Below are 14,191 nucleotides of genomic sequence, written 5' to 3'. Positions count from 1 at the left end.
TTCACATGCGGACACGAGAAGTCTATGTGACCGGATTCGGTCTGGTGGCGCCCATGGCGCTGGACGCCGCCACGTTGTTCGAGCGGATCTGCCAGAAGCAGTCCTGTGTTCGCGAACATCCACGGTTCAAGGCGCTGGGGTTCAACAACAGCGCTGCCGGGTTTATCGACGACGGCCAGTGGCAGCAGATCGCCGCCGGTTTCGGCGGCAATGCCGCGCTGCACCCGCGGCAAAGCGTGCTGGCCGAGTTTGTCGCCCGCCAAGCCTTGCTGCACGCCGGCCTGACCCCGACAGCCTTTGCTCACACCCGCAGTGGATTGTTCCTGGGGGCCAACAAGCACTGCGCGGACAGTCACGACCTGCATCGGGTCAGTCGCTTCATGGGTGAGACCGGGCGTGTCGATCTGGATCAGCTGCTGGATAACCCGGCGCCATCGAGCGCGCTCTTCGGGCGCCGGGTCGATCAGCAGACCCTGCACCTGGCCGAGACGCTCGGGATCCGCGATCACATTTCGACTCATTCCGATGCCTGCGCCGCCGGCACCATGGCGATCGGCAGCGCCTACCGGGCGATCGAGCGTGGCGAAATCGATCTGGCCATTTGCGGTGCCGTCGAACTGATGGCCAACGAGTTGCCGTATTACATGTTCAACAGCCTCGGCGCGCTGTGCCAGGCCGACCTGCCGGCCAGCGAGCAGAGCCGACCGTTCATGCCGGACCGCTGCGGCTTCGTGATCAGCGAGGGTGCGGCCATGGTCATTCTCGAATCCGCCGAGCATGCCCAACGTCGCAAAGCCACGACGGTGGGGCGAGTGCTGGGTTATGCGAATGTGTGCGAGGCACAGAAAATGACCTCCAGCAGCCGGGATGGCAGCAAATACGAGGAATGCATGGAAGCTGCAATCGAAGACGCGGGGCTGCTCAGCAGTGCCGTGCAACACGTCAACACCCACGGCACATCCACCCAGGCCAACGACAGCTGCGAGGCCTTGGCCTTGCAGCGGGTGTTCGGCGAGTGCCAGGAACACGTGACGTTCACCGCCAACAAATCGGCCATCGGTCATTCCCTGGCGGGCAGCGGCGCGATTGAAGCGGTGCTGTCGCTGATCAGCCTGCGGGACGGCGTACTGTTGCCGACCTTGAACTACGATCACGACCGCGCCGAATACCCCTCGCTGACATTTCTCAGCGAGCCGATGCGCCAGTCGATCAACGTGGTGATGTCCAACTCGTTCGGTTTCGGCGGCGTCAACAGCTCGCTGGTTCTGGGGAGGGCATGACATGAGCATTGCCGTTTACATCCATTCGGCGGCCGTATTGAACGCCGCCGGCAGCGAATGTGCCGACCTGCTCGGGACGCCGCCCTCGCCGCAACCGCTGGCATTCGACGCGACGCGGCGGGCTTTTGCGCTGCCGACACCGCGTCTGGTCAGCGATCTGTTCGACCGCAAGATCCAGCGCAGCGTCGAACCACAAGGCTTGCGCCTGTTGCATTGCGTGGCACGCCTGGCCCCCGCGCTGGCGGCCCTGCAACTGCCGCCGTCACGGATTGCCCTCACGGCAGCCATTCCGGAGGTCGACGCGCCAAGTCCTTGCTGGGACGCGGTGCAAGCGATCAGCGAGCAACCGCAAAAGCCTCTGGCACAACTGTTGGCCAACACACCGCCACTGCACGCCATCACGCTGCTCAACAGCAGCGTGATGGCCTACGTGGCCGAAGCGTTGCAATGCCACGGGCCGATGGGCGGGTTCTGTTCCCAGGACAACGCCGGGCTTGATGCCCTCGTCGAAGCCTGCCAGCAGATTGTCGAGCAACGCGCCGACGCCGCGCTGGTGGTCAGCAGCAGTCCGAACCTGACGCCGGCCCTGTATCTGCGTGAACCCACTCCGTCAGCCGAGGCGATTTTCGGTGAGGGGGCCGCGGCGCTGCTGCTGAGTTCGGCCCCTTCGCGCACCACCCCGCACGCCTTGCGCATCGCCGGGTTCGCTCGGGGTTACAGCGCTGATCCGCAACGTGGCGCAGCGGTTGCCCGGCGGGTTATCGACCAAGCGCTGAGCCTGGAAAAACTGTGTCTCGGTGACGTCGAGCAGATCGTCGCCAACCCCGAGGATGCGCAATTGATGAGCCTGTTCGCCGAACACCCACGGGGCGTTCGTAGCGCTCGGGACATGACCGGCGATCTTGGCGCCAGCACGTTGCTGAGCGAGATCGCGCTGGCCTTGCACCACACCCAAAGTGCCTCGGCGACACCGGGCCACACGCTGTTTGTCAGCCATAGCCGCGCCGGTCATTGGGGCGCTTTGCTGCTGGCCAGTGAAACCCTGGAGAAGCACACATGAGTGCGACACGGATTGTGATCACCGGCATGGGCGCCGTGACCGGGTTCGGTTTCGAATGGCAGACCCTCTGGGAAAAAATGCTCGGCGCCGAACATTGTGTATGTCCATGGCAGCCCGACGGGGTGGGCGACGGCACGTTCCCGGTGCGCTACGCCGCAGCCGTGGATATGACCCTGTTGCCCGAGGCCTTGAAGGACCATCCCGCCTGGAACATTGCGCTGGAAAAGCGCAGTCGCTTTGGCTGGGTGGCCGCCACCCAAGCGGTGAACGACAGCCGACTTGCGCCTGATCAACTACGTGAAGCCGCCGTGCTCTGCGCCTCGGGCGCGCCCCAGCACATGCTGGCCGACATGCTGTTGACGCTGGCACCGGATGGCAGTGCCCCAGGCTGGCAACACCTGATGCCTCGTGCCGGACAGGTCAATGCCGAGGGCTCGTTGCGCCAGAGCAATGATCGGCTGGCGCGGGTGATTGCCGATGGACTGGGCTGTGAAGGCCCCGTGATTAATATCAGCAGCGCGTGCGCCGGAGCCTCCCAGGCCATCGGCAATGCCTTCCAGATGATTCGTCGCGGTGAAGTGAACGTGGCGATTGCCGGTGGCGCCGATTCGGTGCTGAACCTCGACACCATGGCCGCGCTGTACCTGCTCGGCGCGGCATCGAGCGAACAGCGCTGGGGTGTCGATTTGTGCCGGCCGTTCGACCGTAATCGCAGTGGCCTGATTGCCGGCGAGGGCGGTGGTTTCGTGGTGCTGGAAAGCCTTGAACACGCGCTGGCGCGAGGGGCGACGCCCTATGCCGAAGTCCTCGGCTTTGGCAGCAGCCTGGACGCCTACAAAGTCACCGCCCCGCAACCCGAAGGCCGGGGCGCGGCGCTGGCGATGCAAGCTGCGCTGGACGACGCCGGCCTGCGCGCGCAACAAATCGATCTGATCAACGCCCACGGTACTTCGACGCCGCTCAATGACGTTGCGGAAACCCTGGCGATCAAAAGTGTGTTCGCCGAGCACAGGCACTACCGGTCCCTGACCGTCAGTGCCAACAAGTCGCAGTTCGGCCACTTGATTGCCGCCGCCGGGGCGCCGGAATGCATGGTCACGGCGCTGGCGTGCCTGAACGATCTGGTCACGCCGACCGTGAACGTGCATGACGTCGATGAGCAGTGCGACCTGGACTATTGCGCCGGGCAAGCGGTCAGCCGCCGAGTGGATTTTGCCTTGAGCAACTCCTTCGGTTTTGGCGGCCTCAACACCTCCCTGGCCCTTGGCAAATATCGGGAGCACGGACAATGACTGACGCTACTGTGCGTGTTGCGGTCGCCGGCAGCGGTTGCGTATTACCCAGCGGCTGGGGCGTGCAACGCTTCTGGTCGGCGGCCAGTGAAGCCCGTAGCGGCATCGCTTTGCTGCAGTCGAAATGGTTTCACAGTGAGCGCGTGACGGCCTTCGGGCTTGTCAGTGATGAAGACCATCAAACCAGCCGCCAGGACGTGGCCCAGAACCTCCAGCGCTATTGCCCGCCAGCAGTGATCTGGGGTGTCAGCGCGGTGCGCCAGGCCTTGGCTGAAGCCGGGCTTGAACCGGGCAATGACGGTCTGCGTTATGGCCTCTATTGCTGTCAGGGCGGTTACACCCATCCGTCGTTGGTGGCCTATGGTGAGTTGCTCCACGAGTGCCGCAATGAGTCCGGCGCCGACATGCGGCGCCTCGCTCAACGGGTGTTGCAGGAGCGTGCGCTCGACCCGTTCCTGGTACTCAAAAGCCTGAGCAACGGCTTGCTCGGGATTGTCAGCCTGGCGCTGAAACTGGAGTGTGAATGCAACGCTTACATGCAAGGCGTGGCCGGCAATCTGGCGGCATTGCGCCAGGCGTGCGCGGCGTTGCAAAGCGGCCGTATCGATGCGGCGATTGTGGTCGGTGCCGGCAGTGAACTCGATCCATTGGCATTGGCCGCATTGGCCGAGGCTGGCGTGATCAGCACCGATGGTTCTCAAACCTTGCGTGCATTCGATCGCCAAGGCACCGGCGGGATTGCCGGCGAAGGGGCGGCGGCGTTGATTTTGCGCCGGGCCGACGATCTGGCGGATGGGCCGCAGACCTGCCTGGCCGGACTCTCCGCCCATCCGCGTGTGGGGTCGTTGAACCTGCCGGACAAGCAGATCGATCTGCTGGTCAGCAGCGCCAGCGGCGATCCGTACAAGGACGCCGACCTGGCCCGAACGCTGGCCCGCGCCGGTGCCGCGCACATCACCAGTAGCGTGCCGGTGACCGGCATCCTCAGCGGTGCGCCGAGCCTGGTCGACCTGATCCTGGCCCGCAACGCGCTGCATGCCCAGCGTGTGCCGCCGATCATCGGGTTGCAGCAACCGGTGGATCTGCGCCTGCCGTTTGTGCTCGGTGAGGGGCGGGACGCGGTGCTGCGCGACTGCCTGGTCATCAACCGCGACGACAATGGTTTCAGCGCCTGTTACCAGCTCGATTATCAGGCGGCCGACTAGCCGTTTTGAGCGCATTGAATCGCTTCTATTTTTCTAATCAAGGGATATGGCTGTCATGGATTATCGCGATTACGTACGACCGAAATTTGTTGAACTGATGCAGGCCCTGGGTCTGGAGTGCCAGTTCCATCGGGCGTTGGGCAGCAAGCTGTTCTACCGCGACAAACAGGGCTGCGATGTGACCGTCACCGACTTTCTCGGCGGTTATGGCGCTGCGTTGTTTGGCCACAATGACCCGCAGTTCGTCGATCAACTCTGCGGCCTGTTGCGCGCCGATGTGCCGTTCAATGCGCAGATGTCCGTGCGTGGCGCGGCCGGTCTGCTGGGGCGCGAGCTCAGCGAGGCGTTCAACCGGGAGTTGAACAATAGCGAGCGCTACATTTCGACCTTCTCCAACAGTGGCGCCGAGTCGGTGGAAATCGCCGTCAAGCATGCCGAATACCGCCGCCAGAAAACCTTGCAGAAGCAGTTTGACGAACGGGATTTCGCCCTCGCCAACCTGACCGCCAGCGACAAGGCCTATGTCGAACTGGACGTCGACGAGCTCGACCTGCCTGTCGGGTTGCTGCCGGACAATCTGTCTTACGTGACCGTCCGCCAAGTGGTGGAAGCGGTGCGTCAACACAACCTCGCGCAACTGCATGTCGAGCCGGTGTTCGTCGCCCTGCGCGGCAGCTTCCACGGCAAACTGGTGAATACCGTCCAGCTGACTTACGGCAAACAGTACCGCCAGCCGTTCGCCCGATTTGGTCTCAACGTCGAGTTCATCGACCCGCAACAACCTCAGCAACTCAAGGATTTGCCGGCCCGTCACACTCGGCATTGGCTGAGCCTGGAGTGGAGCGGCGAGACCTTGCAAGTGCGTCGTGAAGCGTTCAGTGCGATCACTGCGGTGTTGCTGGAGCCGATCCAGGGCGAGGGCGGCATCAACGAGTTTGCCAGCGAGTTCTACCTGGGCCTGCGTCGCCTGTGCAACGAGCAGCAATCCCCGCTGATCATCGACGAAGTGCAATCGGGCTTCGGTCGCACCGGCACTTTGCTTGGCTCCAGCCATTTCAACTTGCAGGGCGATTACTACTGCCTGTCCAAAGCGTTGGGCGGTGGCCTGATGAAAATCGCCGCGACGGTCATCCGCGCCAGCCACTACGAAAACGATTTCAGCTACATCCACAGTTCGACCTTCGCCGAAGACGATGCCTCGTGTCATATCGCCCTGTCGGCGTTGCGCCGCTTGTTCGAGAACGACAGCGCGATGCTCAAGGATGTGAACAGGAAAGGCGAATACCTCAAGTCGTCGTTGCTCGAACTCAAAGCCGCGTACCCGGACGTGATTGCCGATGTGCGTGGTCGCGGGTTGTTGCTGGGGTTCGAACTGCACGACCTGACCGGCACCAGTTCGCTGGTCCAGGCGTCTGCGCAGTACAACGATGCGCTGGGTTACATCATCGCCGGCTACCTGCTGCAATTCGAATCGCTGCGGGTCGCGCCGTCGGGCAGCAACGCCAACGTGATTCGCCTGGAGCCGCCGGTGTGCATCACCTTCGAGGAAATCGACGGCTTGATGGGCTCATTGCAAAAGGTCTGCGACATGCTGCGTCGCCGTGATGCTTTTCCGCTGGCGGCCGGTGTGTGCGCCGATAGCATCGGCGAAGTGCCTGCACGCGAGGTGAGCTTCAAGGAGCCTGAAAACCTCCCAAAGCCTGACGAGAGCGTTCGCGTGGTGGCGCGCGTGGCGTTCATCAATCACCTGATCGATTCGGACATGCTGAGTGATGTCGACCCGTCGCTGTCCACCCTGAGCGCCGAACAGAAGCGCGAGTTCATCAAACGCATGGCTCCGGAGCGGCGTGCCGCGCCGATCGGCCCGGTGCTGATTCGCTCGAAACTCGGCACCGCCGTGGAATTCACCCTGTACCCGTTGTGCATGGATTCCGATGCCATGGCCGCGTACATCGCCAGTGGTGACCTGGACACCATTCGTGATGAAGTCGGCAATCGCATCCGTGATGCCCGTGCCGATGGCTACAGCGTGGCCGGTCTGGGCATGTACACCTCGATCGTCACCAACAACTGTCAGGCGCTGAAAATCCCCGACATGGCGCTGACCTCGGGCAACGCGCTGACCATCGGCATGGGCCTGGAAGCGATCGAGCAGGGTTGCAAGCAGCAAGGCCTGGAACTGAGCCAGCAGACGGCCGCCGTGGTCGGCGCGGCCGGCAACATTGCCTCGACGTACGCCTCGTTGCTGTCCACCAGTGTCGAGCACCTGATCCTCATCGGTAGCGGTCGTGACGGCTCCCTGCGGCGTCTGGAGAAGACCGCCCAGCTGATTTACGCCGACGCCGCCCGTGCGATTCTCAAGGGTGTCGCCGAGCACGACCGCCTCGCCAGCCGCTTGCAGAAACTCGACGGCATAGACGCGTTGTTGCAGGCCCACGGTGCCGGCGCCGACCTCGGTCAGCGGGTGCAGCGCCTGGTCGAAGAACGCCTGGGCGCGAATGCGTTCATCACGGTCAGCAATGACCTTGATGTGCTGAAGCAGGCGCGCATCGTGCTCTGTGCTGCGAACGCTCCCCAGCCGTTTCTCGGTGCAGGGCACTTCGCTGAAAACAGCGTGATCTGCGACATCGCGGTGCCGCTGAACGTCGATCAGAACCTCTCCGGCCAACGGACTGACGTGCTGTACATGCACGGCGGGATCGTCCAGACCCCGCTGGGCGATGGCCTGATCCGCAACGTGCGCGCCTACCTCAAGGAAGGTCAGCTGTATGCCTGCATGGCGGAGTCGGTGTTGATGGGCTTGTCCGGGATGAAACAGCACTACTCCTACGGCGATATCAGTCGCGAGCAGGTGCAGCAGATTCGTGCCCTGGCCGCGACCCACGGCTTCAGCCTCGCGCAGTTCAAGACTGACAACTCACTCTAAGGAACGGTCATGCCGAATAAAGTAGCAGTAGTGACCGGTGGCAGTCGTGGCATCGGCCGGGCGATCGTCCTGGCCCTGGCCGGCGCGGGTTATCAGATCGCGTTCAGTTTTGTGCGCGACGAAGTGTCGGCCGCGTCCTTGCGTGACGAGGTCGAGGCGCTGGGCCTCGAATGCCTGGCGCTGCAATGCGACGTCAGCAGCGGCGACAGCATCAAGGGCTTTTTCGAACGCGTCGAACAGCATTTCCAGCGCATCGACCTGCTGGTCAACAACGCAGGGATCACCCGTGACGGGTTGCTGGCGACGATGCCGAGCCGTGACATCATCGAGGTGATCCAGACCAACCTGATTGGCACCTTGCTCTGCTGTCAGCAGGTGGTTCCGTCCATGATGCGCCAGCGCAGCGGTTGCATCGTCAACATCAGCTCGGTGGCCGCACAGAAACCCGGCAAGGGTCAAAGCAACTATGCCGCGGCCAAGGGCGGCGTCGAAGCGCTGACCCGTGCCCTGGCGGTGGAGTTGGCGCCGCGCAACATTCGGGTGAATGCGGTGGCCCCGGGCATCGTCAACACCGAAATGAGCACGGCACTGATTGGCAGTCAGGAACAGGAAATCCAGTCGCGCCTGCTGATTAAACGTTACGCCGAACCCCATGAAATTGCCGAGGCGGTGCTGTACATCGCCGATCGTGGTTTGTACCTGACGGGTGAGGTCCTGCCGGTCAACGGCGGGTTGAAAATGCCATGAGCCGGACCATTCTGATTACCGGCGCCGCCAAGGGCATCGGCCGGGCGGTGGCGGAGAATTTTGCCACCGACGCCGGGCACCGCTTGATCCTGCTGGACCTGGATTTGCCGGAACTGCAACGTTGGGTCGATGAGCAACAAGGGCAGATCAAGGCACGGGTCGAAACCCATGCCGCGAACATTGCCGACCTGCCAGGCATGGAAGCGTTCTTCAAAGTGCTGGCCAAACAAGTGGAGTACGTCGATGTGCTGGTCAACAGCGCCGGCATCTGCAACGAGAATGAACCGGAAGATTTGCACAACTGGCACAAAGTGATTTCGGTCAACCTCAACGGTACGTTCTACGTCACCTCGTTATGCCTGCCGTTGATGCCGGATCGCGGGCGGATCATCAACATGTCATCGATCCTGGGCCGCGCCGGCAAGGTCCGCAACACCGCGTACTGCGCTTCCAAGCACGGCATCGTCGGCATGACCAAAGCCCTGGCGATGGACCTGGCGCCCCGGCAGATCACCGTCAACGCGATTCTGCCCGCGTGGATCGATACGCCAATGCTGCAAGGTGAACTGGCGGCGCAAGCGGCCATTGCCGGGCTGACCCAGGAACAGATCCTGCGTAACGCCAAGAAGAAACTGCCGATGCGACGCTTCATTCAAAGCGAAGAAGTCGCGGCGATGGTGCGTTACCTGGCCAGCCCCGAAGCGGGCGGGGTAACCGCCCAGAGCCTGGTGATCGACGGCGGTGTCGGGTTGGGAATGTAGCCATGCAGGGATCTTCTTTTAGCCGCACCGCGTGGGCGGTGTTGGCGTGCATGGCCGCGCCGCCGGCGCTGGCTGAATTGACGGTGGACGACTTCAAGCCGGATTACGCCGATGCCGAAGTCGGCGTGGCCACCGCGCTGCGCTTGCACGGTGACGACCAGGTCACTCAGAAGGCCATGTATTTCAAGGCCAACCTGGAAGACAACTGGGACGGTGGTTACTACAAGGCCAAAGGTCGGGTGCGTTACGACGCCCGGTATGACGGCAACAATCCGTACAGCGAACGGGCGCGGGACAAATACCGCTTCGACGCCGACTGGCGGCATTTGTACTGGGGCCAGTCGGTGGGCGACGGCGAGGTGACCATCGGTTGGCAACAAGTGGTCTGGGGCCGTGCCGATGAGTTGCGGGTACTCGATCAGGTCAACCCGGTGGACTATCGCGACGGCCTGACTCCGCTACTGGAAGACAGCCGGATCGCGGTGCCCATGGTGCGGTTTGCGCAACCGGTGGGCGAGTGGGAACTGGAGGCGCTGTGGGTCACCGATTTTGTCAAAAACCAGCCGCCGGTGGCGGGCAGCGAGTTCGACGCACCACTGTTTGCTGTGCCGGATCCACAGTATTTTCTGTTGGATTCCAAGCCCGGCTACGACGGTGACAAGGGCTTTTCGTATGGCTTGAGCGCCAACGGCCGGATCGGTTCGGTGGACACCAGTTTCGTCGCACTGAACGCCCGCCAGAAAGACCCGGTGTACGCCGTCGAAGGCCTGGCCGATGACGGTCGCACTCGGCTGGAGCGCCAGTTTCCCCGTTACACCATGGGCGGTGCGGGGCTGGCGATCGACGCCGGTCACAGCATCGTGGTGCGCAGCGAAATTGCCTGGTTCGACAACTGGCGGGTGACCAATCCGACCCGCGCCTACGGCGCCGACAGCACCCCGATGGTCAAATCGTTGCTGGGCGTCGATTACTTGCTGCGCGACTGGCTGATCTCGTTGCAATGGCAGGAACAGCAACTGCTCGACTGGCAGGACGGCATGCTGCAAGACAAGCGCGAACACTTGTTCACCTTGTCGGCCGAAGGCACCCATTGGCAGGACCGACTCAAGAGCCGGCTGGTGGTCGCCGCCTCGCCACCTTTTAAGGACGATGCGCTGTTGCAAGGCATCTTCACCTACAAACCGGTGGACTGGATCAAGCTCGGGCTTGAAGTGGATGTGTTCTTCGGCAAGCCCGACAAAACCTTCGGCGAGTACGACAACCGCGATCAAGTGCGGCTGTCCGCCGGTTACCTGTTTTAACCCCATGACGCCTGCGCGCCCCTGGCGCATTGGCTCGACCGTATTTATCTGACGAAAAGGGAAGTTCCCATGTTGCCGCTATTCAAAAGTCTGACCGCTGCCGCATTGATCCTGAGCGGCGCTTGCGCCACCGCCGCCGACGGCAAGAATGCCGATGAAATCATCCGTCAGGTGCGGGATCGAAACGACGGTAAAAGCTTCATGTCCCAAGTGTCGCTGATCCTCCACGACAAGAAGGGTAATACCCGGGTTCGTGAGTTCACCTACCTGCAAAAGGATTACCCGGACAGCGACAAATTCAGCATGTATTTTTCCGCCCCCACGGACGTGCGCGACGTTGCCTTTCATATCGAAAACCCCCACGAAACGCTGGGCCTGGAAGACAGCCAGTGGATGTACTTGCCGGTCAGCCGCCAGACACGACGGATCTCCACCACCGACAAGCGCGGCTCATTCATGGGCAGCGAGTACTCCTACGCCGACCTGGACAAGGTCCGGGTCAAGGATTACACCCAGACGCTGGTCGGCGAAGAGCAGGTCAAGGGCCGCGACTGTTACGTGATCGAGCGTGAGCCAGCGTCACCGGAGGTGTTGGCAAAGACCGGCTACAACAAACTGAAAGTGTGGATCGACAAACAGAATTTCCTGGTCATGCGCCAAGACTTCTTCGATGTCAAAGGCGTGCTGGTCAAGCAGATGCGCACGCAAAAGGTCGACACCATCGACTCGATTGACAGCATCGTGCTGAGCGAAACCGAGCACTTCATCGACGGCACGCGCTCAGAGATGCGCTTCAACCACCTGCAATACAACGTGCAACTGGAAGACCGTTTGTTCACCCAGACCGCCATCAAGCGCGGGCTGAAAACCGGCGACGTGCCCGACTTTGCCGTGTCTGCCCGCTAAGCGCCGACCCTGACGACCCTGGAACGCATGACTATGGAAAGATACCTGAACTTCGTCGAGCGCTATGCGCGGGCGATCGTTTTCCTGCTGGTGGCGGTCACGGCGTATTTCACCTATACGCTGGGCGCGCTGATCTCTGACACCAACCCTTATCTGCTCAAGGAAAGCCATCCTGCGCGCAAAACCATCATCGATCTGCAAAGCGAGTTCACCGGTACGTTCGACTCGGTGATGCTGGCGCTGAACAACCCGCAGACGGTGTTCAACAAGCAGACCCTCAACGCCCTGTTTTCGATGTCGCAATCGATGCGCAAGATGATCCTGGCCAACGACGCCGACAAGGAGCAGTTGACGCAAATCGTCGCCAAATATCCGGACGACAGCCGCGCGCAATTGTTGGTGAGGGACATTCTGGAGAACGGTTTTTCCCAGAACGACTATGCCCAGGCCAAGGCCCTGCGTGATTACGCCCAGAGCCAGAACTGGGATGCCCATGATCAGCAGTTCCTGACCTTTCTCGCCGAGCGGATTAACCCGATCCGCGAAATGGCGTCCATGGGTGATCTGGAAAACATCGTGCTGACCGACGATGGCGAGTTGCTGATCCACAAGACCCTCAACGCCTACGACATGGACCCGGCGTTGGTCGAGTCGCAGATCATGGGCAACGAGCTGATGGTCGAGGGGGTGGTCTCCAAGGACAAGAAAGTCGCGATGCTGGTGGCCGAGCTGGGCACCAAGCAAGACGATGCCCAGGCGCAACTGCGCGCCTACCAGATCGTGCGTGGCATCGTCGCGGACTATCAGGCGGCGCACCCCGAGTTCAAGGACGAGATTTTCATTGCCGGTATGCCGATCTTCATCGCGGCCCAGCAAGAGATCATCGACCATGACCTGGCCGTGCTGTTTCCGATTGTCTTTTTGCTGATCACCCTGCTGTTGATTTTCTTCTTCCGCAAACCGCTGGGCGTGTTGTTACCGCTGTTCAATATTCTGTTCTGCACCATCTGGACCCTGGGCCTGATGGCCCTGTTGCGGGTGCCATTCGACTTGCTGACCAGCGTACTGCCGGTGTTTCTGTTCACCATTTGCTGCGCAGATGCGATCCATGTGATGGCGGAGTATTACGAACAGAAAAGCGCTGGTAAAAGTAACCGCGAAGCCAATCGCGAGACGCAACGGCTGATGGTTATACCGGTGGTGTTGACGACGGTGACCACCATCGCCACCTTCATGATTTCTACCACCAATAACATTGTCAGCATCCGCAATTTCGGCGTGTTCATGTCCATCGGCCTGACGGCGGCGCTGATCATTTCGCTGTTGCTGATTCCGGCCTGGATCTCGATCTGGGGCAAGGACCAGACGCCTAAAACTCTAGCTGCCGTGCACAAGGAGTCGATAATTTCGCGTTACCTGGTGGCGTTTTGTGCGCGACTGATTCAGTGGCGCAAACCGATCCTGGTGGTGACGCTGCCGTTGCTGGTCCTGATGACGGTGTTTACGTTCCGCGTCGATATCGAAGACTCGGGCATCGCCTATTTCAAGTCCGAGAGTCATATCCGCGTTTCCGACCAGTTCATCAACCACGCCAAGGTCGCGGGCACGGCACCGGGCTGGATCGCCATCGACAGCAAAGAGCCGCGCGGCGTGCTGACCACAGAGGTGGTGCAGTTCATCGACAAGCTCGACCACTTCATCAAGCAGCAACCGCATGTCAGTTACGGCTACTCTCTGGCCACTTACGTCAAGCGCATGAACCTGGTGCTCAACGACATGAACCCAGACTACTTGCGCGTGCCCCAGGCGACAGAGCAGGTCACGTCGGTCAATGACGAAGGACAGGTCGAGCGGTTCGAGGTGCCGGGCAATTCGCTGATCGAGCAACACGTGATGCTGTTCGAGAACGGCGGCGGCTCGGACCTCAACAACGTGCTCAATGCCGACTACTCCAAGGCGCTGACGCTGTACACCATGACGTCCTCGGTGGCCAGCGACTACCAGGACATGCTGGATCGGCTCGATGCCTGGTTGCTGGTGAACAAACCGGCCAACCTCGAAGTGACGCACGCCGGCACGCCATTGATCTGGACCGGCGTGTTGCAGGAAATCACCCAGGGCCAGGTCCTGAGTTTTTCCCTGGCATTGGTGGTGGTCACGCTGATGATGATGTATTGGCTCAAGTCGGTACGCCTGGGCGTTCTCGGCATGCTGACCCTGTTGACCACCTCGGTGACGGTCTATGGCTGCATGTTCCTGTTCGGCATCGAGCTGAACATCGGCACGACGCTGGTGACGTTCCTGGTAGTCGGTGTGGTCGATTACGCGGTGCACCTGCTGTCACGAATCAAACTGCTGGTGCAGCAAGGAATTCATGTCGATGCGGCCATTTTGCAGGCGATGCACAGCGTCGGCCGTTCGACCGTGGTCAACGTGGTGATTTTCTCCGTGGGCTTCATGGCGCTGCTGTTTTCCGACTTCAAGCCGATTGTCGATTTGGGCGCACTGGTAGCGATGGCGCTGTTTTCCAGCGGTGTCATGACCATTCTGCTGGTAACGCTGGTGTCGCCGTGGTTCTTTGCGACGATTGTTCCGGTCGCGCCGGTGCCTGGACAAGATCGAGCAGTGCGGGAGCCAGCGTTGAGCTGACCTGATAACCGGTAACGCAGGCGCGCAAGTGACCTGCGAGCCGGGTCATCCGGCGCAGCAGGGT

10 protein-coding genes are annotated in these 14,191 nt (G+C 61.5%); all 10 read left to right on the top strand.

All coding sequences use genetic code 11. From position 1 onward, the window contains the following. The first annotated feature begins 5 nt into the window (after positions 1–5). The 10 genes from QF010_RS28175 (at position 6) to QF010_RS28130 (ending at position 14,127) form a co-directional block, all read left to right on the top strand. Positions 6–1,280 (top strand): beta-ketoacyl-[acyl-carrier-protein] synthase family protein, encoded by a 1,275-nt coding sequence (locus QF010_RS28175; RefSeq protein ID WP_429511167.1) that lies wholly within the window; start codon positions 6–8, stop codon positions 1,278–1,280. 1 nt (position 1,281) lies between these two features. Continuing rightward, positions 1,282–2,340 (top strand): beta-ketoacyl synthase, encoded by a 1,059-nt coding sequence (locus QF010_RS28170; RefSeq protein WP_429534375.1) that lies wholly within the window; start codon positions 1,282–1,284, stop codon positions 2,338–2,340. Further along, positions 2,337–3,632 (top strand): beta-ketoacyl-[acyl-carrier-protein] synthase family protein, encoded by a 1,296-nt coding sequence (locus QF010_RS28165; RefSeq protein ID WP_429534374.1) that lies wholly within the window; start codon positions 2,337–2,339, stop codon positions 3,630–3,632. The genes QF010_RS28170 and QF010_RS28165 overlap by 4 nt, the downstream gene beginning before the upstream one ends. Then, positions 3,629–4,837: a beta-ketoacyl synthase N-terminal-like domain-containing protein gene (locus QF010_RS28160; RefSeq protein WP_429534373.1), complete on the top strand. Its 1,209-nt coding sequence runs from the start codon at positions 3,629–3,631 to the stop codon at positions 4,835–4,837. Before QF010_RS28165 ends, QF010_RS28160 begins: the two co-directional genes overlap by 4 nt. 55 nt (positions 4,838–4,892) lie before the next feature. Then, positions 4,893–7,763: an aminotransferase class III-fold pyridoxal phosphate-dependent enzyme gene (locus QF010_RS28155; RefSeq protein WP_429534372.1), complete on the top strand. Its 2,871-nt coding sequence runs from the start codon at positions 4,893–4,895 to the stop codon at positions 7,761–7,763. A 9-nt stretch (positions 7,764–7,772) separates the two neighbouring features. Next, positions 7,773–8,510: a 3-oxoacyl-ACP reductase family protein gene (locus tag QF010_RS28150; RefSeq protein ID WP_429534371.1), complete on the top strand. Its 738-nt coding sequence runs from the start codon at positions 7,773–7,775 to the stop codon at positions 8,508–8,510. Further along, positions 8,507–9,271 carry an SDR family NAD(P)-dependent oxidoreductase gene (locus tag QF010_RS28145; RefSeq protein WP_429511163.1) on the top strand — a complete coding sequence of 255 codons (765 nt, stop codon included), beginning with the start codon at positions 8,507–8,509 and terminating at the stop codon, positions 9,269–9,271. Before QF010_RS28150 ends, QF010_RS28145 begins: the two co-directional genes overlap by 4 nt. A gap of 2 nt (positions 9,272–9,273) precedes the next feature. Further along, positions 9,274–10,572 (top strand): DUF1302 domain-containing protein, encoded by a 1,299-nt coding sequence (locus QF010_RS28140; RefSeq protein ID WP_429534370.1) that lies wholly within the window; start codon positions 9,274–9,276, stop codon positions 10,570–10,572. Between the two features lie 69 nt (positions 10,573–10,641). Further along, entirely contained in the window at positions 10,642–11,478 is an 837-nt protein-coding gene (locus QF010_RS28135; RefSeq protein WP_033058200.1) for an outer membrane lipoprotein-sorting protein, read from the top strand. Positions 11,479–11,511: 33 nt separating this feature from the next. Next, complete coding sequence (locus tag QF010_RS28130) at positions 11,512–14,127, top strand: efflux RND transporter permease subunit (protein WP_429534369.1); 2,616 nt, start codon at positions 11,512–11,514, stop codon at positions 14,125–14,127. Positions 14,128–14,191 lie beyond the last annotated feature (64 nt).

Source organism: Pseudomonas silensiensis, assembly GCF_050434865.1.
GTDB classification, from domain to species: Bacteria; Pseudomonadota; Gammaproteobacteria; order Pseudomonadales; family Pseudomonadaceae; genus Aquipseudomonas; species Aquipseudomonas fluorescens_W.
Note: the sequence above shows the minus strand (reverse complement) of the source record. Positions and strands in the feature narration are given on the sequence as shown.

Coding starts and splice junctions, on each gene's coding strand:
- QF010_RS28165 (WP_429534374.1), top strand. CDS start 2,337: ATGAGTGCGACACGGATTGTGATCACCGGCATGGGCGCCGTGACCGGG.
- QF010_RS28140 (WP_429534370.1), top strand. CDS start 9,274: ATGCAGGGATCTTCTTTTAGCCGCACCGCGTGGGCGGTGTTGGCGTGC.
- QF010_RS28135 (WP_033058200.1), top strand. CDS start 10,642: ATGTTGCCGCTATTCAAAAGTCTGACCGCTGCCGCATTGATCCTGAGC.
- QF010_RS28170 (WP_429534375.1), top strand. CDS start 1,282: ATGAGCATTGCCGTTTACATCCATTCGGCGGCCGTATTGAACGCCGCC.
- QF010_RS28175 (WP_429511167.1), top strand. CDS start 6: ATGCGGACACGAGAAGTCTATGTGACCGGATTCGGTCTGGTGGCGCCC.
- QF010_RS28150 (WP_429534371.1), top strand. CDS start 7,773: ATGCCGAATAAAGTAGCAGTAGTGACCGGTGGCAGTCGTGGCATCGGC.
- QF010_RS28130 (WP_429534369.1), top strand. CDS start 11,512: ATGGAAAGATACCTGAACTTCGTCGAGCGCTATGCGCGGGCGATCGTT.
- QF010_RS28145 (WP_429511163.1), top strand. CDS start 8,507: ATGAGCCGGACCATTCTGATTACCGGCGCCGCCAAGGGCATCGGCCGG.
- QF010_RS28155 (WP_429534372.1), top strand. CDS start 4,893: ATGGATTATCGCGATTACGTACGACCGAAATTTGTTGAACTGATGCAG.
- QF010_RS28160 (WP_429534373.1), top strand. CDS start 3,629: ATGACTGACGCTACTGTGCGTGTTGCGGTCGCCGGCAGCGGTTGCGTA.